General features: G+C 36.5%; 23 protein-coding genes. 14 read left to right on the forward strand and 9 right to left on the reverse strand.

Annotation, left to right across the window (positions count from 1 at the left end; translation table 11 throughout):
- Positions 1 to 70: 70 nt before the first annotated feature.
- From RCJ95_RS22245 to RCJ95_RS22255, 3 genes are all read right to left on the reverse strand, one after another.
- A complete protein-coding gene (locus tag RCJ95_RS22245) occupies positions 71 to 1,177 on the reverse strand; it encodes an extracellular solute-binding protein (RefSeq protein ID WP_446722792.1) in 1,107 nt (368 codons plus the stop codon).
- A gap of 199 nt (positions 1,178 to 1,376) precedes the next feature.
- A complete protein-coding gene (locus RCJ95_RS22250) occupies positions 1,377 to 2,291 on the reverse strand; it encodes an EamA family transporter (protein WP_221681327.1) in 915 nt (304 codons plus the stop codon).
- 18 nt (positions 2,292 to 2,309) lie between these two features.
- Positions 2,310 to 2,873, reverse strand: coding sequence for a GNAT family N-acetyltransferase (locus RCJ95_RS22255; RefSeq protein WP_202342698.1), 564 nt, complete (start codon positions 2,871 to 2,873; stop codon positions 2,310 to 2,312).
- Between the two features lie 156 nt (positions 2,874 to 3,029).
- Between RCJ95_RS22255 and RCJ95_RS22260 the strand changes: the two genes are divergently transcribed.
- The 5 genes from RCJ95_RS22260 to RCJ95_RS22280 all read left to right on the forward strand — a co-directional run bounded on the left by RCJ95_RS22260 (position 3,030) and on the right by RCJ95_RS22280 (position 6,411).
- Positions 3,030 to 3,977: a carbohydrate kinase family protein gene (locus RCJ95_RS22260; protein ID WP_221681329.1), complete on the forward strand. Its 948-nt coding sequence runs from the start codon at positions 3,030 to 3,032 to the stop codon at positions 3,975 to 3,977.
- A 20-nt stretch (positions 3,978 to 3,997) separates the two neighbouring features.
- Positions 3,998 to 4,429 (forward strand): protein-tyrosine phosphatase family protein, encoded by a 432-nt coding sequence (locus tag RCJ95_RS22265; protein ID WP_312129267.1) that lies wholly within the window; start codon positions 3,998 to 4,000, stop codon positions 4,427 to 4,429.
- Positions 4,430 to 4,547: 118 nt separating this feature from the next.
- Positions 4,548 to 4,751 (forward strand): PLDc N-terminal domain-containing protein, encoded by a 204-nt coding sequence (locus RCJ95_RS22270; RefSeq protein ID WP_446722793.1) that lies wholly within the window; start codon positions 4,548 to 4,550, stop codon positions 4,749 to 4,751.
- Complete coding sequence (locus RCJ95_RS22275; protein WP_221681331.1) at positions 4,748 to 5,632, forward strand: ABC transporter ATP-binding protein; 885 nt, start codon at positions 4,748 to 4,750, stop codon at positions 5,630 to 5,632. The genes RCJ95_RS22270 and RCJ95_RS22275 overlap by 4 nt, the downstream gene beginning before the upstream one ends.
- Positions 5,629 to 6,411, forward strand: coding sequence for an ABC transporter permease (locus RCJ95_RS22280; RefSeq protein ID WP_446722794.1), 783 nt, complete (start codon positions 5,629 to 5,631; stop codon positions 6,409 to 6,411). Before RCJ95_RS22275 ends, RCJ95_RS22280 begins: the two co-directional genes overlap by 4 nt.
- A gap of 50 nt (positions 6,412 to 6,461) precedes the next feature.
- Here RCJ95_RS22280 and RCJ95_RS22285 read toward each other — a convergent pair whose 3' ends face one another.
- Entirely contained in the window at positions 6,462 to 7,115 is a 654-nt protein-coding gene (locus tag RCJ95_RS22285; RefSeq protein WP_257520926.1) for a GAP family protein, read from the reverse strand.
- Entirely contained in the window at positions 7,112 to 7,882 is a 771-nt protein-coding gene (locus tag RCJ95_RS22290) for a MerR family transcriptional regulator (protein ID WP_446722795.1), read from the reverse strand. The genes RCJ95_RS22285 and RCJ95_RS22290 overlap by 4 nt, the downstream gene beginning before the upstream one ends.
- Before the next feature lie 170 nt (positions 7,883 to 8,052).
- Between RCJ95_RS22290 and RCJ95_RS22295 the strand changes: the two genes are divergently transcribed.
- Positions 8,053 to 8,757, forward strand: coding sequence for a CBS domain-containing protein (locus tag RCJ95_RS22295; RefSeq protein WP_221681335.1), 705 nt, complete (start codon positions 8,053 to 8,055; stop codon positions 8,755 to 8,757).
- Between the two features lie 24 nt (positions 8,758 to 8,781).
- Here the strand turns inward: RCJ95_RS22295 and RCJ95_RS22300 are convergent, their stop codons facing one another.
- Positions 8,782 to 9,501 (reverse strand): YetF domain-containing protein, encoded by a 720-nt coding sequence (locus tag RCJ95_RS22300; RefSeq protein WP_202342701.1) that lies wholly within the window; start codon positions 9,499 to 9,501, stop codon positions 8,782 to 8,784.
- Between the two features lie 102 nt (positions 9,502 to 9,603).
- Here RCJ95_RS22300 and RCJ95_RS22305 point away from each other — a divergent pair, with 102 nt between their 5' ends.
- Positions 9,604 to 10,812: an MFS transporter gene (locus RCJ95_RS22305; RefSeq protein ID WP_274771189.1), complete on the forward strand. Its 1,209-nt coding sequence runs from the start codon at positions 9,604 to 9,606 to the stop codon at positions 10,810 to 10,812.
- A gap of 27 nt (positions 10,813 to 10,839) precedes the next feature.
- On the opposite strand, the gene RCJ95_RS22310 is transcribed toward RCJ95_RS22305, so the two are convergent.
- Positions 10,840 to 11,526, reverse strand: coding sequence for a histidine kinase (locus tag RCJ95_RS22310; RefSeq protein WP_036075307.1), 687 nt, complete (start codon positions 11,524 to 11,526; stop codon positions 10,840 to 10,842).
- 564 nt (positions 11,527 to 12,090) lie between these two features.
- Here RCJ95_RS22310 and RCJ95_RS22315 point away from each other — a divergent pair.
- From RCJ95_RS22315 to RCJ95_RS22345, 7 genes are read left to right on the forward strand one after another with little or no spacing between them, the layout of a single operon-like run.
- Positions 12,091 to 14,502, forward strand: a complete 2,412-nt coding sequence (locus RCJ95_RS22315) for a Na+/H+ antiporter subunit A (RefSeq protein ID WP_446722796.1) — start codon at positions 12,091 to 12,093, stop codon at positions 14,500 to 14,502.
- Positions 14,492 to 14,914: a Na(+)/H(+) antiporter subunit B gene (locus tag RCJ95_RS22320; protein WP_257520930.1), complete on the forward strand. Its 423-nt coding sequence runs from the start codon at positions 14,492 to 14,494 to the stop codon at positions 14,912 to 14,914. Before RCJ95_RS22315 ends, RCJ95_RS22320 begins: the two co-directional genes overlap by 11 nt.
- A gap of 3 nt (positions 14,915 to 14,917) precedes the next feature.
- The gene (locus tag RCJ95_RS22325) at positions 14,918 to 15,256 is read left to right on the forward strand and encodes a Na(+)/H(+) antiporter subunit C (protein WP_004233143.1); all 339 of its coding nucleotides are present in this window, start codon (positions 14,918 to 14,920) and stop codon (positions 15,254 to 15,256) included.
- Entirely contained in the window at positions 15,249 to 16,754 is a 1,506-nt protein-coding gene (locus tag RCJ95_RS22330) for a Na+/H+ antiporter subunit D (RefSeq protein WP_446722797.1), read from the forward strand. Before RCJ95_RS22325 ends, RCJ95_RS22330 begins: the two co-directional genes overlap by 8 nt.
- Positions 16,754 to 17,236: a Na+/H+ antiporter subunit E gene (locus RCJ95_RS22335; RefSeq protein ID WP_257520932.1), complete on the forward strand. Its 483-nt coding sequence runs from the start codon at positions 16,754 to 16,756 to the stop codon at positions 17,234 to 17,236. The genes RCJ95_RS22330 and RCJ95_RS22335 overlap by 1 nt, the downstream gene beginning before the upstream one ends.
- On the forward strand, positions 17,236 to 17,520 hold the full coding sequence (locus tag RCJ95_RS22340; protein ID WP_004233151.1) for a Na(+)/H(+) antiporter subunit F1: 285 nt from the start codon (positions 17,236 to 17,238) through the stop codon (positions 17,518 to 17,520). The genes RCJ95_RS22335 and RCJ95_RS22340 overlap by 1 nt, the downstream gene beginning before the upstream one ends.
- On the forward strand, positions 17,498 to 17,866 hold the full coding sequence (locus tag RCJ95_RS22345) for a Na+/H+ antiporter subunit G (RefSeq protein ID WP_004233152.1): 369 nt from the start codon (positions 17,498 to 17,500) through the stop codon (positions 17,864 to 17,866). The genes RCJ95_RS22340 and RCJ95_RS22345 overlap by 23 nt, the downstream gene beginning before the upstream one ends.
- Positions 17,867 to 18,066: 200 nt before the next feature.
- Here RCJ95_RS22345 and RCJ95_RS22350 read toward each other — a convergent pair whose 3' ends face one another.
- Together RCJ95_RS22350 and RCJ95_RS22355 are read right to left on the reverse strand one after the other, a co-directional pair.
- Complete coding sequence (locus RCJ95_RS22350) at positions 18,067 to 18,780, reverse strand: DNA-binding response regulator (RefSeq protein WP_274771198.1); 714 nt, start codon at positions 18,778 to 18,780, stop codon at positions 18,067 to 18,069.
- A 14-nt stretch (positions 18,781 to 18,794) separates the two neighbouring features.
- On the reverse strand, positions 18,795 to 21,803 hold the full coding sequence (locus tag RCJ95_RS22355; RefSeq protein WP_257520934.1) for an ATP-binding protein: 3,009 nt from the start codon (positions 21,801 to 21,803) through the stop codon (positions 18,795 to 18,797).
- Positions 21,804 to 22,071 lie beyond the last annotated feature (268 nt).

The raw sequence follows: 22,071 nt of genomic DNA on the forward strand, positions 1-22,071 counted from the left end.
TCTAACAAAGAATCTAGATGATACAGGAAGGTAAAAATTCGCTGTATAAGCCGAATTTTTACCCGTTCTACTATTTACCGCGCCCTTTAATATTGTTATCCCAGTATTCCATCCATTCTGCTTCTTTGTCAGACATTAGCTGCCAATCAATATCAAATGTTTTTAAATCTAATTCCTGATACCATTCTGGCATGGAGCCTTTGTCGATATCTGAACGTGTAGGAATTTGATAATAATCATTAGCTAATTGTGTTACCATCTCTTTTTCAAATAAAAACTCTACAAAAATTTTCGCATTTTCTAGGTTCTTCGCATTGTTTACAACTGCTACACCGTCTACTAAAATAGGTGCACCACTTTTAGGATAAATATAATCAAAAGGATAATCTGTCGTATATTTTTTTAACAAAATATCTTGTAGATTCCATAGGGAGACACTGCCTTCTTGACGTGTTAGTTTTAAATACAAAGCATTAGGGTCTTGTGTGTATTCCTTTGTATTGGCATCTAATTGTAGTAACCACTCGTATCCTTTATCAGGTGAATCCGCACCTTGTCGTACAATCATGGAAGAATAAATCGTACGCATTGTACCTGACGCCAGTACACCTCTGATTAAAATTAGATCCTTCCATTTAGGATCTAATAAGTCATCCCAGTCCTGTGGACCAGTTTGTTTTGTTAGTAAATCACTATTAATCATAATTACTTCAGGTAACAGCATCTCGCCGAACCAACGTCCATCTACATCTTTGTGTGCGGTATCAATAGCGTCAATAAAGCTCGGCTGCCAAGCATGTAGTAAGTCTTCATTGGCGCCAACAATGAGTGCGGATTGCGTTCCGCCCCACCAAAAATCTGCTTGAGGATTGGCTTTCTCTCCACGAAGACGTTCTAAAATCTGTTGAGCACCCATTGTTAGAAATTCTAATTCAATGTCTGGATATTTTTCATTAAACTGATCGATCACATTTTGTACCATTTCTTCGTCACGTCCAGTGTAAATTACTAGCTTGCCTGAAGGCGATGTTGTTGCTACTTCTGTTTGTGTACCATTCGATGCCTCGTCATTATTTGCTGCATCATTTGTAGAATTTTGCTGATCTTTGCCATTACAAGCAGCTAAAACGACAAGCATTAACATAAGGAAAAAACCAAGAATATAGGCTTTTTTCATCAACTTCCCCTTTCTTAAAGTAAGTTACTTGCATATTGCAGTATAATACCGAAGGGGAACATTAATGTTAGAATTATTAAAAAATTACATTTGCATTCATCATAGCGAAGTGCATAATGGTAAGCAATGGCATTTCATTAAAGTTCAAAAAAACTCCTTAAAAAGGAATCATTCCATTTTTAAGGAGTTTTTTGTCGTTTTATAAATGTGCTTCTAATAGGCTATCCTTTTGTTGACGTTGTGCAACAATAGTTGGCAGCATCATGCCAGCAATCACCAGTACAATCCCGATAATTTGTACAGCAGTTAAAGGTTCATGCAAAACAATAACGGAAACAGTAACAGCCACTGGTAATTCAATGGCGCTTAAAATAGAAGCAAGCGCACCACCGACTTTAGGGATAGCAATCGAAAATAGATAAATCGGTAAAATGATACCGAAAAGACCTAGTGCTAGTCCATATTTCCACAGGCCTTGCATGAATAGTTTACCGTTCCAAATAACCTCGGGGCTTAGGAAAATACTGATCATAATAAGGGCTATAGAGGAAACGATTAATACCCTTGATGTGGTAGTCACGCCCTCGACAGGTCGAGAATTAAATTGAATAAAACATGCAAAAGTAACGGCTGCTGTAAAACCGAATAGCCATCCTTGAATAGGAATGTCACTTAAATCTACATTTAATACACCTGCAGCTAGAATCGTTCCGATAAATAAGATGACGATTGAAATAACTTCAGGTCTACTTGGTAATCTTTTATGGAGGGCACAATCAATCAGTAGACCAATCCATGTAAATTGGAATAACATGACTACTGCAAGAGAAGCAGGAAGATACTTTAAAGATTCTCCGTACACGATACCTGTTGTCCCTGTAAAAATTCCCGCACATATTAAAATAAGTAAACCCTTCTTGGACGGTCTTGGTAATTTTCTGTCAGTAAAAATAAAGATGGATATTACGAGTAAAAAGCCAATAATATATTGGCTTGATACAGCCTCTGCTGATGTAAAGCCATGCTGCATAGCTACTTTGACAATAGTCGACAAGATCCCGTAACTACTAGATGCAATAACAATCAAAAGAGGGTAAATCAAATTGTTTTTCATATATTAGTTATTCACTTCCTAAAACTGTTTAACCATATGGTGAAATGGCTCATCAATAATTGACCAAGGCTCCGTAATAACAAAGCCTAGTCGTTCATAAAGACGGCGAGCTTCTTCTTTTTGGGTTTCAACATTTAATGATAATTTTGTATAACCACGCTGCTTTGTCAGCTCTTCGGCAAATTGTAATAGCAATGTTCCGATTCCTTTACCACGTGCAGCTGGTGCAACACAAACTGTATCAATGTAAGCCTCGTCTTCATGGGCTTCCTGGTCAATAACAATCGATGGTGCATTTTTTGCTTCAAGCCATTTAACAAGGTTAGCATCCATATGAACGGCTTGTTGACCGTGATAATAAACGAGAATTCCCAAAATCTGTTCACTTTCAGTAGCGACAAAAGTATTTAAATAAGAATGTCGATTGTCTTCTTGTTGAAAAAGAACAGTCAGCTCTTGTATTACAGCCTCCGTTGATTGCTCACCAGTTAACCGATTAGCAATATCGCCAATGGCGTCGATAATTAAAGGCACAACAGCATGGGCATCTTGTGGTTGCGCTTGTCGAATTGTAATACTCATTTTGATAATCCCTACCTTTCTATAGGCAAGTATAACAAAGATAGGGGATGACTCAAGTTATCCATCCTCTCGTAAAGAAATGCCAAAAGTAAAAACCTTTATAGAATAACAATTTTCGTGTTAATCTATAATGACTAGACTTTCAGGAGGACTATCATGACAAAGCAAGAGAAGGATTTTATATTAGTCTATGGAGATGCTTTTATTGACTATATTGCTGATGATGTAACAAACTCATCATTTACTAAATATATGGGTGGCGCAACGGTCAATGTTGCAGCGGGTATTAGCCGCATTGGTGCGCCTTCCGCATTAATTACAATTACGGGTGATGATGAGGGCTCGCAATTTGTGAGAGATGGGCTTGCCCAAGAGGGTGTGAAACTGGATTATGCCGTATTTGATCCAGCAAAACGAGTAAGTGGTGTTTATGTGCATCTAACAGAAGCATGTGAGCGAATTTTTAAGGATTATGTTGATGAAACACCCGATTTACAAGTTGAACCATCACAGCTAAATGAAGCAGCTTTTAAGCATGCCTCTGCTTTAACGGTGTGTTCAGGCACAATGTTCCATCCAACAGCTCTTGCTACAACACGAGCAGCAGTAGAAATGGCTAAGGACAAGGGTGCGATTATTGCAATGGATGCAAATATCCGTCCTTTACGTTGGAGCAGTGAAGAAATTTGTCGAGATACGATTACATCATTTTTCGAGGATGTTGATATTTTAAAGGTGACGGATGATGAGTTATTCTTCCTGACAGAGACAAGTAGCTTAGAAGAAGGTATCGAGCAATTAAATAGCTATTTAGTGCCTATTATTTTAATTACCGTAGGAGAGAACGGGACTTATGCAGTCCTTAATGGTGATGTTATCCATGTACCGACTGAGAAAGTAGTGCCTGTGGATACTACAGGTGCGGGAGATGCATTTATGGCAGGTGTCCTACGTGATGTCCATTATAATGGTTTACCTACAACAAAAGCAGAACTAGTGCGTTGTACTAGCTTTGGCAACAAATTAGGCGCTTTTGCCGCAACAAAAGCAGGTGCTTTAACGGCTCTACCATATTATGAGGATATTAAGCATTTACTAAAATAAACATGTGAGGCGTGGAGAATATGGAGAAAAACTACCATGTTTTAGTAAAGGATCAACTGTTCTTTGGCGGTGCAAAAGATGCAGAGGCTGCATTTACACAAGAATCCGTTGATGTTGTGATAGATGTTCGTGTTCAAGGGCTATCTCTTCAAGAGCAGGAAACAGTTCCTTATTCTTATAAACATATGCCTATAGCAGATGAAGATAGTGAGGTAGCATCATCCATCCAACAAGTAGCGCAAGAAGTTGCTATAGCCTTTGAGACAGGGCAGAAAGTATATGTTCACTGTGGAAGTGGGGGTGGACGTGCAGGTGTTGCAGCTACTGCTATCTTAATGGAGTTGGGAATGGCTGATTCGTTAGAAGCAGCACAGTCAGCTGTCAAAAAAGCTCGTCCAGTAGTAACTATACGCCCTAAAATGGAAGATGCTTTGCAAAAACTTTATAAATAATTGAGAAGATGTACTAATTAAGGTACATCTTTTTTTATGATGTAAGAGATACTTTGTTCTATACATATTAGAACAAAGTTGTTATAGTTAGTGTATAACAAATAATGAGGTGATCTGTATGATGGAGGAATTAGCAAAAGTTCCATGGGCAGTTATAGCACCGCTCATCATCATTCAAATTATTTTGATGATCGTAGCACTTATTGATTTACGAAAAATTCATGCAACAAACGGCCCTAAAATTCTTTGGGTGTTTATCATTCTATTTGCTAATCTATTAGGGTCAATTGCGTACTTTATAGTGGGGAGAAAGCAGTCATGACAACTTTACTTCAAGTTACAGGTTTGACCAAGCAATTTGCAGAGCACAAAGTTGTAGATGCTATTCATTTCAACTTAGAGGAAAAAACTTCTACGGCTTTAATTGGTCCGAATGGAGCTGGCAAGACAACCACTTTATCTATGTTAACGGGACTTTTGAAACCGACTGCTGGAAATGTAAAGATGCTAGGTAATGATTTACGTGCGAATATAGGTTTTTTACCACAATATCCACAATTTCATCCTTGGCTAACTGCGTTAGAGTTTACAGAAATGGCTGCAAAGTTGAATGGTGTAGCAGCCAAAAAGGCTAAATTAGAAGCCCAAAAAACCTTAGAATTTGTAGGGTTAGGGGATGCCCAACATAAAAAAATAGCCTCTTTTTCAGGTGGGATGAAGCAGCGACTTGGTATTTCCCAAGCAATAGTGCATAAGCCTAAATTACTGCTATTAGACGAACCTGTTTCAGCATTAGATCCAGTTGGCCGTAGAGAAGTACTTGATTTATTAAAAGGACTACAGCAAGAGACGACTATTTTATACTCAACGCATATTTTAAATGATGCTGAAGAAATGACAGATCAACTATTATTCTTGCAAAATGGAAAACTAGTAGAGCAGGGAACATTACGTGAAGTACGGCAACGTTTTGATGAGCAAAATTATGTCATTGAATTTGGCAGTGAAGAAGAAGCTAAGCTTTTTGCAAATCCGTCTAATCATGTAATAGGTTGTAATGTGTATATTGAGATCGTGAATGAGGAGCCGACGATGAAAATGTTGCTTCAACGGTTAAGTGAATGTCCTTATACAATTAGAAAGGTAGAGCGACAGACAGCATCTTTGGAAGAAATTTTCATGAAGGTGGCGAAAAAGGCATGAGAGGATTCAATGTACTTCTGCAAAAGGAATTTAGAGAAGCATGGAGGAGTTGGAAGTTTCTATGGATTCCTCTAGTGTTTGCTCTGCTTGGAATGAGTGATCCACTAACAAACTATTATATGATGGATATTTTAAATGCTGTTGGGAATGTACCAGAGGGCTTTGAAATGTTGATGCCAGAATTAATGCCACTGGATTTAATTCAAGCTTCTATCGGGCAATTTCAAACGATTGGCTTATTGGTGATGATGGCTTCGTTTGTAGGAGCTATTAGTAAGGAACGTGCTAATGGTATGGCAACATTACTATATGCTCGGCCCATTTCATTTGGCGCATATTTTTTGAGTAAATTTGTTGTTATGAGCACCATTTGTTTGGTTAGTATTTTAGCTGGGTTTGCTGCAAGTGTCTATTATACAACTATTCTATATGGAACGTTGGACGTGAGTGCACTGTTAGTAAGCTTTTCTACGTACTATATTTGGTTGCTATTTGTGATAGCTGTTACGTTAATGATGAGTGCCAGCTTTAAAACAGTTATTGCTACAACGTGTGCATTTACAGTGATCTTTGTTGGGCAAATTATCGATATGATTATAGGAATCTTTTGGACAATATCACCGTGGAAACTAGCAAGCTACGGAATTGCAAAATTTCGAGGAACAATAGAGATATCAGATTACTGGTGGAGCTTAGTCATTACGCTAGCATTGACAATTATCTGCATCGGCATTGGTATCGTGATGATGAAAAGAAATGCGTCTATGACAAAAATCTGAAGAGAAAACGGTAAAAACCAACTTATAATGGATTTTTACCGTTTTTTATTTTAAATCATCCTACCATTTATAAGTAAAATCAATCCCACAAAGAACATAATCCAAGAAAGGGTCGAACTTGTTCTTTGATCAAAAAGTTTTTGAATTTTTCTTAAAGGTTTATTCATAAATCGGCGGAATAATAGATGTAAGCATAGTAGGATGATCCCTGGTGCAATCATTACTAAATTGTATCCTGCCAATAAAGGTAACCATTCATAAAACACTATTTGATTACTCGTTAAAATACCTATTGCCGCGAAATAAGGAAGAGCGGTTGCAACTTCTAAAATAGAAGTTGTGAAACCTAAAGCTACCATAGAGCTCACATGTAAAGATTTTGGTTTAGGTGATCCATTTGCCGTTCTTTTTGGTACTAACCAACTGCCAATAAATAAAACTCCTCCTACAATGGTCATGATTAATCGAGCTGAGTAACTATCTAGTAAATTAGAAATAGGGCTGAATATGACACCTAGACCTAACATTAAAAAAATCCCAGTACTAAAGTAAAACAACCCAACAGTCATTAAATAGGTTGATAAAAGGCGGGTCTGCTTTTTTTTAGCCACAAGCAATATATAGACGGATACGCCAATTATAGAAGGACTAAACATGTCTAACAAAGCTAAGGTGCCAATCAGTAGCAACATTTCTATGTTCATGATTGTGACTTTCCTAACGCCTGTTTTTTTGTTTCATAAACATGAAAAGCCTGCTCTATAAAATGTATAAATTCTTCCTCTAAAGGATATAATCCTATTTGTTCAGATTTATAAGTAGATTTTCTTATCGTCCACATCTTCTCTAAAAATTCATCATTTCCGTTATATTCTACCTTGGCCTTTTCCATCATTCGTTTAATAATAAACTGCACGGAATCGGCTTCAGGGCTTTCCTTATGAAGCTGCTTTAATTGACCTAATAAACCAATCCACTCTAAAGAATTAGGATCATTTTGATTTAAATTGGGTAATTTTCGGAAAAGTTCTATTTCCGTAGCTGCAAAAATCTGCTGGCGGAAGGCTTGCTTATTATCTCGTTCTTGATTTGAAAGCTTAATGTACTTTTGGATAAGGGATTCTGTTAACCCACCTTCGATAGACGAAGCATTCTTTAATCCAAGGATGGTGTTCTTCATCTGCTGTAGTTTCTTTTGCTCTTCTGCTACAAAAGCTAACTGATGGTCTAAACTTGCTTCCCAATTCCATGAATTATGGATAAGTGTCTGAATTTCTTTCAACTTGAAGCCTAATGCCTTTAAAAATACAATCTGTTGTAACGTTTTGAGCTCGTTCTCTCCGTAAATCCTATGTCCTCCCTCAGTCTTTGCTATAGGAAGTAACAAGCCGATCTCCTCATAGTAACGTAATGTTCGAACAGAAATGCCAGTTTGTTTTGATAAATTGTGAATCGTAAGCAAAGTAATCACTCCTCCTTTCATGCCATTATATAAAATGACGTAACGTCACTTTCAAGAGGGATTGTAAAACTACTTCCTTGGAATCTCTATAACTTAGGAATATAATGGGTGTGTAACTCGAAATTTGTCAAATAACTCGGAAAATATATAGACTACTATAGAAAGAAGGGACATGAAAAGTGGGAACTGAAAATTCCGATCGTTTCCTGACAGCGTTTAATCGAATAGATCATAGACTGAGAGATATTGTAGGTGCTAAGGATTTTATGCCTTTTTATCGGCTAATTGATCAAGCGAAGAAAAAGGATGTCTTGGTGAAGAAATATGAAGATGATCTGCGCTCATATGCAGACTTACGAAATGCGATTGTGCATCATCGTACATCATTACATTATGTGATTGCAGAGCCCCATACTGATGTTGTAGAGCGAATTGAATACATAGATGCTACCCTTGCTAAGCCAACGCTTGTAGGGCAAATGTTCCGTAAAAGAGTATTGATTTTTCAAGAAAATGATTCTTTAAGACATGTTTTAAAAGTGATACGTCAGCGCAAATATACACAATTTCCTGTTTATTATAATAAGCAGTTTAAGGGGCTAATCACAACAGTTGGAATCACAAATTGGCTTGCGTCAAAGATGGGTGGCGATCATTTACCGAAAAAAATACCAACACTGCATGATATCTTATTGCATGAGAAAAATAGAGTGAATTACAAATTTGTCAGTAGAACGATATCCATCTATGAGGCTGAGGAAATATTTAAACAAGGAGTCGAAAGAGGGAGACGCTTTGAGGCATTATTAATAACGGAGCATGGTCAACCACATCAAAGATTACTCGGTATTATTACGCCCTTAGATATTGTCAAAATTGATTAACAAAAAACGAGACTAGACAAGCAATTAAGGGCTTGAATGTCTCGCTTTATCTTTTAAGCTGATGTACAAGGAACCATTTGTTTGGACTTGAGCAAAATAAACTTCTTCTACAGAATGCACATTTTGCTTTTTCAATTTCTTTAATACCCAGTCTTCTGTCAGCTCAAGTTCAACAATATTCTCAGTAATAAGTTGACCATCAGAAATAACTTCAGTAGGAAGGTAGGTAGGTGGTGATACATCTGCTTTAACATCCTGCTTTGTAGCCACTTGTTCAGAGGTTTTTTGTAGCACACTGAGCTTTCCATTCGTTTCTAGTAAGGCATACTCAACATCTTGTACGGAGAAAATGGCTTGTTCACGTAGCATCATTGTAAGCTCATCTAGATGAAGACGGTTTTTTTGCAATGCAGATTCTAATATAAGACCCTTTTGAATAACAATCGTTGGTTTATCATCAACGAGAACGCGAGCTTTTTTAGATTTAATCGTAATAACGGTCATCAAATACGTTAAAGCACTCCACCAAACGAGCGAAATCAAACCATCTAAAAATGGTGTTTCTTCCTGAGAGGCAATTTCTGAAGCGATCGAACCAAATGTAATACCTGTAATATAGTGGAAGAATGTTAACTGGCCTAGTTGTTTTTTCCCAAGTATACGTGCCAAAATTAGTAAGGCAAAAAACGAAAGTGTTGTGCGTAGAATCATTTCCCAAAAGTGAGCATGAATAAAGCTTTCCATGCATATATCAACTCCTTTTACAGCTGTCGAACTATAGCTTGTGCAAAATGGTCGATAGTATGCGACAATCCTGTTTAAACAAAATAAGAGTGAGGTGGCAACATGAATAAACAATTAAATGTAACAAATCCAATCTATCCAATTATGATTGCAATCGGTGTTGCTCACCTTATCAATGATACGATGCAAGCTGTTATCCCAGCGATGTTTCCGATATTTAAGAGTGAATTAGGATTGACCTTTACACAAATTGGAATGATTTCTTTTGTATTAAACATATTTGCTTCTGCATTGCAGCCTGCGGTAGGCTATATCAGTGATAAAAAACCAATGCCTTATGCTTTACCTATCGGTATGATTAGTTCATTTATAGGGATTGCTATTATAGCGTTCACAACGCAGTATTGGATTATTATTATTGCAGTATTATTTATAGGCTTTGGGTCAGCTATCTTTCACCCTGAGGGATCAAGGGTTTCCTTTATGGCAGCTGGATCTAAACGAGGACTTGCGCAGTCTATTTATCAAGTGGGGGGAAATTCAGGGCAAGCACTGGCACCATTAATAAGTGCTTACATCTTTGATATTCTTGGACAACGTGGGGCTGCGATCATATTAGTCATTGCTACGTTTGGTATTATTTTATTAAGTAAAATTGCTACATGGTATAAAAAACAATTGGAGCAGGAGCGTACAACCAAGAAAAAGCGTGTACTCGTTTCAACATTGCCTCCATTAACAAAGAAACAAGTTGGAATGGCATTAACATTATTATTTACAATTATTTTTGCACGATCATTTTATACAACAAATATAACAAGTTTTTATGTGTTTTATCTAATGGATCACTATGAGGTTAGCCTTCGACTAGGGCAAATATTAATATTCACATTCATGGCATTTGGTGTAGTAGGTACCTTTTTCGGAGGCTCTTTATCAGACCGTATTGGTAGGAAAAATGTCATCATCCTTTCTGTAGTTGGCCCTATGCCATTTTGTTTGGCATTGCCATATGTACCATTATGGGCGGCTATGATATTTTTAGTTATTATTGGTACGTTGATTATGATTAGCTTCTCCGTAACGGTGGTCTATGCACAAGAGTTAGTCCCAACAAAAATTGGCACAATGGCTGGTTTAACAACAGGATTTGCTTTTGGTATGGGCGCAATAGGGGCAATGGTTATCGGCGTTTTAATGGATCATAAAGGCATTGATTTTACAATGATTGTTGTTTCATTATTACCTTTATTATTACTAGTTGCCTTCTTCTTACCGAAGGATAAACCTGCTTCAGCTGCTGTCTCATAAAAAAAACGCGTATCTACGCGTTTTTTTTTATTGTCTTAATGGAGCTAAAAATTCTGCTGGCAATTTTTCCTGATCGATTACATAGCCCTCTGAAATATGAACTTCATGCATTTTATCGTTGTAAGTAAATTTAAAGATGCCGTTGTCAAAATCTGTGCCAATTTCTTTGAAGAATATACCTTCAATCGATACATACTTAGGACATGTAAATGCTACTTTAAAGTTCTCCTGTTCTTTAATTAAGTAAGCACGTACTCCTTTTTCATATGTTTCATTTGCATCATCGTCTGTTGGGCGTTGAACAGCTACGATATGAAAATCAACAAAGGGAACTTCCTTTAACAGTACGTTTAGGAACGAGCCTTTAGTGATTTCCTCCCAACGGCTTTGTGCGCTTTGCCCTACGATAATTTGCGAAATGCTATAATTCTTTGCGACCTCTGCAATAACCTTTTGTATGGGGCGTTTTTCATTATCTTGCAAAATAAATTTTTCGACCTCAAGCTCATCTGATAACTTTTTCCATTGCTCTATATAACTAGATTTCTCTGCGTCAAATGCATCAAGGGGTTGCGAATCGACTGAAAGAATATAAAGTGGGCAATCAAGCATTGTGGCCATCTTATGACCACGACGAATCAAACGTTCGCCATTTAAGCCGTAGTAAACACAAACTAATATACTTTCATCCAAACGCCCTTTTACATGCTTCATAAAAAATGTACACCTCTTATCTGTTGGTATTTTGTTAATTTCACTGTTGATTTTGAAAAAATTATCCTAAAACAGCTAAAATCAATGCTGTTACAGTGCATTATGCTCATTTATATTGTATACTTAAAAATGTATAAAAGTTAACGAAAATGTATTGGAAAACCCTTGAAGGATTAAGCTTAAATCAATAATTAGAGATTATTTAATTTATGCATTCTGTGCATCTATGCTAATTTGCTTTCATATGCCACACTATTATGCAGTGAGTTAAATAGATAGTCAAGTGTCTTCATTATGCTGATATTAACTGAGTTGTAACTGTATAAATTATCTGATTTTCCACAAGTTATTTAGGCTTGCATCGGGTTAGAAGTGACTAAATAACTAAAATAACCGTTTTTATAAACAATTAGGCACTTTAACACCCCACCACATTCCATTAAAAAATTTCAAGAATACATCTAATATGTTACTTAGCTTGAACAAATTTCTAAAGTCTTAGCACTTTACATGCCCATCACCACAAAAATTTGCTAGATGATTTAGATAGTAGGAGGTTTTCATTTGGTCACAGTTCTCATTGCGATACTTTTGCCATTTGTTTGTGCTGCTCTAATTCCATTGCTTTACAGGCGACTAAGGCGTGTCACACATCTTGGCTGGTTTGTTTTATCTGTTCCATTCATCTTGTTTCTTTTACTCGCTCGCTATATTCCTCAATTAGCCGAGGGTAAAACCTTTATTCATACATATGAGTGGATTCCCTCTTTTAATATAAATTTCACAACTTACCTAGATGGACTCAGTATGATTTTTGGTCTGCTTATTACAGGTGTAGGTAGTTTAGTCATTTTATATTCTATTTTTTATTTATCAACGAAAGAATCTCTTCATCACTTTTACTGCTATTTATTACTATTCATGGGCGCTATGCTTGGCGTTGTTTTTTCAGATAACCTAATGGTATTATACACATTTTGGGAACTGACAAGTGTTTCATCATTCCTATTAATTGCATTTTGGCATCATAGAAAGGCATCTCGAGCTGGAGCCAAAAAAGCGATGATGATTACAGTCTTTGGCGGACTCTCAATGCTTGCAGGTTTCTTAATGCTCTATGTAGCTTCTCATACATTTAGTATTCGTGAAATTGTTGCTAATGTAGAGGTTATACGAGATCATGCCTTATTTACGCCAGCACTTATTCTAATTTTACTTGGGGCTTTTACAAAATCTGCACAATTTCCTTTCCATATTTGGTTGCCTGATGCTATGGAGGCCCCAACACCTGTTAGTGCTTACTTACATTCCGCAACAATGGTAAAGGCAGGCATTTTTTTAGTAGCTCGTTTTTCACCAGTTTTTGGTGGAGAGGCTGTGTGGTTCTGGCTAGTTAGTGTTATAGGCCTAGTTACATTATTCTGGGGTTCATTTAATGCAGTCCGTCAGACGGATTTAAAAGCATTATTAGCCTTTTCAACAGTGAGTCAGCTTGGTTTAATTATGAGTCTCTTTGGCCTTGGGTCTGTTGGTCATTATTATGGCTATGAGGAAAACTCAATTCTTTACACTCAAGCAAGCTTTGCAGCGCTATTTCACCTTGTGAATCATTCGACCTTTAAAGGAGCTTTATTCATGATGGTTGGAATTGTCGATCATGAAGTAGGTACTCGTGATATACGTCGTTTAGGTGGCTTAATGTCTTTCATGCCTATCACTTTTACAATCGCAGTGATTGGTAGCTTCTCAATGGCAGGATTGCCACCATTTAATGGCTTTTTAAGTAAGGAAATGTTTTTTGCAGCAGTATTGGCTATTCGTGATGTAGAAGCATTCTCTATTGCTGATATAGGGTTATTTTTCCCCATCATAGCATGGGTGGCAAGTATCTTTACCTTTATCTATAGTTTGATTTTAATTAGTCGTACATTTTTGGGTAAACTACAACCAGAGAAGATTGATAGAAAACCACACGAAGCTCCACTTGGCATGTTAATATCGCCAATTATTTTATGCTTGTTGGTAGTTGGTATCTTTTTCTTCCCTAATATATTAGGGCATTATATTTTAGAGCCTGCTATGGCTAGTATTTATCCTACATTCCCAACTACAAGTGAGTTAACACCACATATTCATGCATGGCATGGCATCAATGCAGAGTTATTGATGACAGTAGGTGTCATTATTATTGGAATTATCTTATTTAAAACATTAAAAAGCTGGAAGCCACTTTATCGTCTATTTTCACAAAAATATACGTTTAATACGTATTACAATCGAATGATAGAGATGAGTGAAAATGGCTCACAGAGGCTTACCAATAAATATATGACAGGTAATTTAACACATTATTTTATCTATATATATGTGTTTTTTGTTGCACTTATCGCTGGTTATTTTGTTTGGTCAGATGCTATGACCTTTAATTTTGATAAAGATTCCGCTATAGAATCCTACGAGTTAATCCTTGTGTTTGTCATGATCTTTGCAGCTGTTTGGATGATTTTCGCAAAGGGTCGGGTGACAGCCATGTTGCTAAATGGTGTACTAGGCTATTCTATTGCCTTCTTCTTTGTTATCTTCCGTGCACCAGACCTAGCTTTAACACAATTAGTTGTTGAATCGGTCACAACAGCTTTATTCCTTTTATGTTTTAAATATTTGCCAGATTTGATGCCAGAGCTACCACGTAAAAGGGTTCAATGGTCAAAAGCATTGATTTCTATTTTTGTTGGTGCAACCGTAACAATTGTTGGTTTAGCAGTAGTACACTATGATCGCTTTGAACCAGTGGCTACTTACTTCAATGATGCCTATGAATTGGCTGGCGGTTCCAATATCGTTAATACAATACTAGGGGATTTCCGTGCTTTTGATACGATGCTAGAGGTTGTTGTTCTTCTAATTGCTGGCTTAGGGGTCTATGCTCTAACAAAGCTTAAGCCACGAAAGGAGGAAGCAGATCATGAAAATTAATGATGTGATTTTAAGGACCATCACCAAAGCTGTCGTGTTCATTATTTTAACACTCGGCGTGTATTTATTCTTTGCTGGGCATCATGCTCCTGGTGGTGGCTTTATAGGTGGTCTTGTGTTAGCCTCAGGCATTGTTTTGTTGTATCTAGCCTATGATATTGAAACTGTTCATAAAGGGATGCCTTTCGACTTTAAAAAGGTTGCAGCTCTTGGTGTATTGCTTGCAACAGGAACTGCAATAGGTTCGTTGTTTTTCGATGTACCATTTTTAACACAAGCACATACGTATATAGATGTTCCTATTTTTGGGAAATTGGGCTTTTCAACTGTCACTATATTTGAAGCGGGTGTAGCTTTAACAGTGGTGGGGGTTGTTGTAACAATTATTTTAAGTATAAGTGAGGATGAGTAGCCAATGGAGTCTTTAATACTTGTTTTAGTAGGTATATTAGTAGCTGTTGCGACGTACTTAATCCTCTCAAAGCAGTTATTACGTGTTATTTTAGGCACCGCTGTTTTATCTCATGCTGCCCACTTACTGATTCTGACTATGGGAGGTTTAAAAAAAGGGGATGTACCATTATTAGGAGAATCAGAGGGACCATATACAGATGCATTACCTCAAGCATTAATATTAACAGCGATTGTGATTAGCTTTGCTGTCACTGCTTTTGTTCTCGTTTTAGGGTATCGTGCGTACAAAACAAATGGTTCAGGGAATTTTGATGAATTGAGAGGTACGCCTGATGAGTAATATGATTGTTTTACCATTAATTGTACCGGTAATTACGGCTATTTTACTGGTGTTTTTAAAAGAGCATGTGACGCTACAACGCATCATCAGCTTATTAACATTGAGCTTTATTATTATCATCAGCGTCATTTTATTAGTAGAGATTCAAGAACAGGGTGTGATGCGCATTGACTTTAGTGGATGGGCACCACCATTTGGAATCTCATTTGTAGCCGATTCATTTGCGACACTATTAGTGTTAGTTGCAAATATTGTAGCCCTCATTTGTACGCTATATGCAATTTTTACAATGGAGCTAAGATATGAAAAAATGTATTTTTATCCATTTACCTTGCTGATGATAGCAGGTGTCAATGGCTCATTTTTGACGGGCGATATTTTTAACTTATTTGTGTGTTTTGAAGTGATGTTGCTTGCTTCCTACGCACTGATCAGCTTAGGTGGCGAAAAAATTCAGCTACGTGAAGCATTGAAATATGTGCTTATCAATATTGTAGCCTCTTGGATTTTCTTAGTAGCACTAGCTTTTCTGTATGGAACAGTTGGCACATTAAATATGGCCCATATTTCAGTTCGTGTAATGGAGGCAGGAGCTAATCCTCTTATTACAACAGTAGCGCTTATTTTCTTAATCGTCTTTAGCTTGAAGGCTGGACTTTTATTATTCTTCTGGTTGCCAGGCTCGTATAGCGTACCACCAACTGCCATTGCTGCTTTATTTGCTGCTTTATTAACAAAGGTAGGGATGTATGCACTTGTTCGTTCCTTTACATTGCTGTTCCCTAATAATCCTGAAGTCACACACACAGCTCTCGGCATCATGGCTGGAATTACAATTATAGCAGGCTGTATCGGTGCACTTTCAGGTCGTGATGTTAGAACAATAGCCTCCTACAATGTATTAATTGGCGTTGGTTTTATAATAATTGGGCTAGCAGTAGGTACAGAGTCAGCCTTACAAGGTGTTATCTACTATTTAATGCACGATATGATAGCTAAGGCTATGTTGTTTTTAGCTGTTGGCATGATGATCTATCTCACTGGGGAAACAGTAATTGATAAGATGAGTGGACTTATTCGTAACTATCCCTTTTTTGGGTGGTTGTTCTTTATAGCAATGTGTTCACTAGCTGGTATACCCCCACTAAGTGGTTTTTTAGGAAAGGTTTTAATTGGACAAGGTGCGATAGAAGGCGGCCATTTCGTTCTATTAGGTCTAGGGTTTTTCTCTAGTTTAATTGTTTTATATTCATTGTTAAGGATATTTCTTTCTTCCTTTTTTGGCGAAACCATTATTAGCCTAGAGGATGAAAAACCTTTACCTAAACGTATACTGTTGCCTTTAACATTATTGGCTGTTTGCACATTTGGATTAGGGATTGGGGCAGAAAAAATGGCACCATTTGTCACAGATGCAGCTGAAACTCTTTATACACCATCTATCTATATCGATGCAGTTTTAGATGGCGAACAATGGCAAGGTGAGGTGAATAAATAATGGCGATGCAGTTTATTTTAAACTTATTTATCGCAACACTTTGGTTACTCCTACAAGATGAAGTGACACCACAATTTTCGACATTTTTAATGGGCTTTGTTGTAGGTATGGGCATTCTATATGCGATGCATCGCTTTTATGGTACTCAATTTTATATGCGGAGAGTTTTTTCCATTATCAAGTTATTATGGTTGTTTAACTGGGAGCTATTTTTATCAAGCTATAGTGTATTAAGACAAATCACAACACCTAAGTTAAATATTACACCTGGTATTTTCACATATAAAACTGTATTAAAGGGGGATTGGGAGATTACAGCCCTTGCCTTACTATTAACATTAACTCCTGGCTCTGTCGTCATGGAGGTATCAGAAGAGGGAGATGTCTTTTATATCCATGCTATGGACATAGAAGAGTCAAAGGATGCAGTTATACGATCAATTGGAAAATTTGAACAAGCAATAATGGAGGTGACACGCTAGTGATTAACAATATATTACTTCTTGCACTTGCTTTCTTCAGTATTTCCATTGCGCTGTCGTTATATCGTGTTATCCGTGGTCCATCAATGCCTGATCGAGCGATAGCTCTCGATACAATTGGGGTTAATTTATTATCGGCTATTGCGATTGTCTCTATTATATTGAAGACTAAAGCATATTTAGAAGCTATACTTATTTTAGGCATTTTAGCGTTTATCGGAACGATTGCATTTACAAAATATATAGAAAGAGGTGTGATTGTTGAACGTAAATCAAATGATTGAATGGGCAGCAGTTATCCTTATTCTTATAGGTTCCATTGTGAGTGTTATTAGCGCATTTGGAATGATTCGCCTACCAGATGTTTATACACGTTCACATGCTGCTACAAAAAGCTCTACATTATCAGTCTTAACCTGTTTGTTAGGAGCGTTTATCTATTTCTGGGTGCATGACGGTTTTGTTAGTGTACGGCTCATTTTAGGTATTCTTTTCGTCTTTGTGACAGCACCCGTTGCAGGGCATTTAATTTGTCGTGCAGCCTATCGTTCTCGCGTTCCATTAGCCAAGGGCTCTGGTGAAGATGAATTAAAGTCAAAATTGTTCCCTGAAGAACATACTATAAAATAGAAGGAGAACTGTTTGCCCTAAAGCAAACAGTCTTTTTTAAAAATAGAATTGCAAAATTGATGAATAGATTGTTCACAGAGAGTGGGGAAATCCCTGCATAAGAGATGAGAGAGCAGTGGCTAGAAGGTAGTAAACATTGGACATTTCATAACATTCAAGTGAAAGGGAAGTTGATTGGTTTAATCAACTTCCCTTTCAAATTATTCTTGAAAAACTAATTGATACCCAGAGCCTCTTACCATAACAATTTTAGCTGTATGACCTGGAATCGTTTCAAGTTTTTTTCTTAAATTGCTGATATGAACTCGTAAGGCTTGTGTTTGTCCAAAGCTATCCTCGTCCCAAATAAGTCGGTACAGCTCGGCAGCTGGAAAAGCTTGATTGCAATGCTGTGCTAAAAAGAATAAAATTTGGAATTCCTTTGTTGATAAAGTTAATACAGTATCACCAATTGAAACTTTTCCTGAGTGTATATGGAAGTGTAATGTATGAATAATTTTGGTTCCTTCATTTACAGAAGTATGTTCAATTGGTTGTATTAACTTTTTTTGCTGCCTTCGTTCAAGTAGCCGCTCAATTGTTTTTAAGAGTCGGTTGTGGTCAATGGGCTTTAAAATATAATCTATAGCCTGTACATTAAAGGCCTCTAAAGCATAATTTTCATAAGCTGTAACAAAGACAATATCTATATAGCTTGAAACATTTTCTATTTTAGAAGCGAATTCAAGACCAGTCATTTCAGTCATTTCAATGTCTAAAAACAAAATATCAGGTTTTAACATATCAATATTTACTAAACCATCTTTTGGATTCTGGAAGGTTCCAATAATCTCAATAGAGCCACTTGCATTTAGCATGGATTCTAATAAACGAATGGCTAAAATTTCATCATCTATAATAACTGCTTTTAACAAGCTGCTCACATCCTCTATAAAGTAATTATTGGAAATCTTATTTCAACAGTCGTTCCTTTGTTTTCGTGGCTATCAAAATAGATAGTAGCGTTGTTGAATTTTTTTAATCTTTTGGAAATGTTTAAAATACCAATGCCTTGACTAGCTGTTTTCTCACCATTTTGAATTTGCCTTAAAAGCTCTGAAGATATACCAATGCCGTTGTCTATCAGTTGGAAAATCACCATATGCTCTTCCTGCCTTATAACTAATAGTAGCTCGCTAAGCTCTTTTCTGATTTTCAAACCATGAAGAAGGGCATTCTCTACTAAAGGCTGAAGCAGTAAAGGAGGAATAAGGCATTGGATAGGCTCATCCATGCAAATATTAAATTCTAATTGCTCAGGATATCTAGTGCGATGAATATTTACATAGGCCTCAATAAGACTAAGCTCCTTTTCCAAAGGGACAAGACTGTTGGCATTTTCAAAGGCAAAACTATTACGTAAAAATGTAGCAAAATCTGTAATCATTGCCCGTGATTTATCTAAGTCTAAATAGCTTAGTGACAGAATGGAATTTAAGACATTATAAATAAAATGCGGTTTAATTTGTGCCTGTAAAAACGCGGTTTCCATCTTCACTGCTGTTTCTGCAGACTCCTTCAATAAAAGAAGATTGCGTACCCTTGTCTTTAGCTCGGTAGCATCTAAAGGTTTATGTAAAAAATCATTTGCACCAGTTTGAAAGGCTGCAATCATATCCTCTGGGCGAACAGCCGCAGTCAACATTAGAATAGGTAGCTCTGTAGACGTGTAATTTTGTCTAACCTGTTGACAAATCTCATAGCCAGAAATAGTGGGCATCATAATATCTAAAATTAATAAATCAATACTAGGTTGTTGTGTAAGGTACTCAAATACATGGTGTCCATTATCAATTGCTATAATGGAATAGTTTTCTTGTGTCAAAATATCTATTAGTACCTTTAAATTAACAGCATCGTCATCCACAATAAGAATTTTTTTCTTTCCTATTTTTTCAACAATATGTGGGAATGTTAGGAAAGGATGCTGGTATGTTTGGATTGGGATTGATGGTAATTCCTCATTTGTCGGCTGACCTTTTCGTAATTTGAATGAAAAGGTAGCACCTTGTCCGACAATAGAATCAACAAATATTTTTCCACCCTGCCGCTCGACAAGCTCCTTTGTAATATGTAAACCTAATCCACTGCCACCGATTGAATAATTGAATTGTTGGAATGGGTTAAAAATGGTTTTTAAATTTTCTGGTGCTATCCCACACCCCGTATCCTTAACTTCAATCACTAGGAATGACTGTTTCTCATAACAAGTTATATCAATTTTTCCTTCATTTGTATACTTCACTGCGTTATGAATTAAATTATATAAAATTTGGCGAAGACGGTTTTCATCAGCTTGGACAAAGGTTCCCCGTTCTATATGATTATAAATTTTGACATTCTTGCTAATCGTGTAGGAAAGCACTTCTACAGTCATATGTGCAATGGCATATAAATCAACAGATGTCATCCGCAATGTTAATTCATTCTCCTTAAGCTTTGAAAAATCTAGTAAATCATTGACTAAATAGGATAGACGTTCTGCAATATTGAAAATAAGTGATACTTTTTCTTTTTGTTCATCCGCTGAGATAGGTAAACTATCATCCTTCAGCATAGACTGCGAAATGCCTATAATGCCATGTAAGGGCGTTTGGAATTCATGAGAGGTTTTAGCGAGAAACTCATCCTTTAATTTATCTACACGTATAAGTGCCTCCGTTAGCTTGCCTTTTTCTAAATAAGAATCTGCAAAACGATGAGAAATATATAGGGAAAGCATTGTCAGGCAAATAAATGGTAACAATGGTGGTAGAGCACTTAGTTCAAGATTAATATTTGTATTTAACGTTGCAACGATAAAATAAAGTAAAATGGCTAGGGAGCTTAATGTTAAATACATTACTCCTGTCGCGCGTTTGTAAATTGCTATAATTTGCACATAGAAAATATAAACAATATTTGCGAATACATACAATGAGTTGATGTTCTGAAATAGTGAATTAATGGATGTTGGAAAAAATGCAACAAGCATTAGAAGGGTACCTATTGCGCAAAACACTTTCACAACTAAACGGTTCATATGGTTTATTAGAGCACGGTAAAAATACAACAATATAAAAAGGCCTACAGCTATACTAGAGATCATTTGCATTTTCTGAAATGGAGCATATGGAACATTTATAAAGTCTAGTAATAACTTTTCCCCATGAGTAAGGGTGTAGACCCCACTTGCAAAACAAAATATAGAGAAGTAAAGCTGTTCTATACCAAATTTTGAATAAAGATATGAGCCAAAAAAGTAGATAAACATTGTTAAAAAACCTGCTAGGGTAATTAAATCGTAGAATATGGCACCCTCTCGAAGCTTTGCAATACTAGATTGATCCCCTAAAAAAATGGAGCTAATAATTCCTCCTCCTGGTGCATAATCAAAATTGGCTACATGGACAATCACTTCAAGTTCTTTTTTATCAGGCGAAAAATAAGCGGTATATGGGGTATTGTGGGGTATATAGCTGCTATCCTCAGCTGGCTCTCCACTATGTCCAATTCGCTTTCCGTTAATATACAATGCGTTCGACATTCGAATGTTACTCGTTTTAATTCCTAGAATATCTTCAGTATCATCGATTAAAACCTTGAGACGATAAGTTCCACTTTCAAATACAGGTATTTGTTGCCCATCAATTGTATATTTTGTCCAAGCTGAAGGGACATTAACAAGATAGCTTTGATAAGAATCAAAGGCTTCACCGTCCACTAAATGATTCGGGATAAATGCCCACTCCCCATCTAATTTGATAGGCGTATTATCGTGAAATGAATGATGACGTAAATCCATCACACCTTCAATCGCTTGCGGCCCATGCGACTTAGGTTGAGTTAAGAAAAAGGTAATGCCTGCTATCAGCACTGAGCCAATAATAATTGCGAACAACAACGATAATTTTTTCATCGTAAAAATCCCTTTCAAATGATTTATTTGGATTATACAAGATAACTTACGGCATTAATACAAAATTCCTACTAGCGATGAAATCAAAATATTGCGAGCTTAAATAATGGCGATAATCACTATCTCTGAACACTGTTGAAGTTAAGTTGTTTTTACGATGGAGGAATAAATAATGCTAAAACGGAAAATAGTAAAGTTACTTTGTAAAATGAATGAAAACAAAAATAAATTGACTTATCAGAAAATTATGTATATAATATCTAGCTAA

Source organism: Lysinibacillus sp. BSL11 (assembly GCF_052928325.1).

Coding starts and splice junctions, on each gene's coding strand:
- RCJ95_RS22275 (WP_221681331.1), top strand. CDS start 4,748: ATGACAACTTTACTTCAAGTTACAGGTTTGACCAAGCAATTTGCAGAG.
- RCJ95_RS22285 (WP_257520926.1), bottom strand. CDS start 7,115: ATGAACATAGAAATGTTGCTACTGATTGGCACCTTAGCTTTGTTAGAC.
- RCJ95_RS22260 (WP_221681329.1), top strand. CDS start 3,030: ATGACAAAGCAAGAGAAGGATTTTATATTAGTCTATGGAGATGCTTTT.
- RCJ95_RS22325 (WP_004233143.1), top strand. CDS start 14,918: ATGGAGTCTTTAATACTTGTTTTAGTAGGTATATTAGTAGCTGTTGCG.
- RCJ95_RS22245 (WP_446722792.1), bottom strand. CDS start 1,177: ATGAAAAAAGCCTATATTCTTGGTTTTTTCCTTATGTTAATGCTTGTC.
- RCJ95_RS22320 (WP_257520930.1), top strand. CDS start 14,492: ATGAAAATTAATGATGTGATTTTAAGGACCATCACCAAAGCTGTCGTG.
- RCJ95_RS22305 (WP_274771189.1), top strand. CDS start 9,604: ATGAATAAACAATTAAATGTAACAAATCCAATCTATCCAATTATGATT.
- RCJ95_RS22280 (WP_446722794.1), top strand. CDS start 5,629: ATGAGAGGATTCAATGTACTTCTGCAAAAGGAATTTAGAGAAGCATGG.
- RCJ95_RS22265 (WP_312129267.1), top strand. CDS start 3,998: ATGGAGAAAAACTACCATGTTTTAGTAAAGGATCAACTGTTCTTTGGC.
- RCJ95_RS22255 (WP_202342698.1), bottom strand. CDS start 2,873: ATGAGTATTACAATTCGACAAGCGCAACCACAAGATGCCCATGCTGTT.
- RCJ95_RS22335 (WP_257520932.1), top strand. CDS start 16,754: ATGGCGATGCAGTTTATTTTAAACTTATTTATCGCAACACTTTGGTTA.
- RCJ95_RS22355 (WP_257520934.1), bottom strand. CDS start 21,803: ATGAAAAAATTATCGTTGTTGTTCGCAATTATTATTGGCTCAGTGCTG.
- RCJ95_RS22300 (WP_202342701.1), bottom strand. CDS start 9,501: ATGGAAAGCTTTATTCATGCTCACTTTTGGGAAATGATTCTACGCACA.
- RCJ95_RS22330 (WP_446722797.1), top strand. CDS start 15,249: ATGAGTAATATGATTGTTTTACCATTAATTGTACCGGTAATTACGGCT.
- RCJ95_RS22270 (WP_446722793.1), top strand. CDS start 4,548: ATGATGGAGGAATTAGCAAAAGTTCCATGGGCAGTTATAGCACCGCTC.
- RCJ95_RS22250 (WP_221681327.1), bottom strand. CDS start 2,291: ATGAAAAACAATTTGATTTACCCTCTTTTGATTGTTATTGCATCTAGT.
- RCJ95_RS22310 (WP_036075307.1), bottom strand. CDS start 11,526: ATGAAGCATGTAAAAGGGCGTTTGGATGAAAGTATATTAGTTTGTGTT.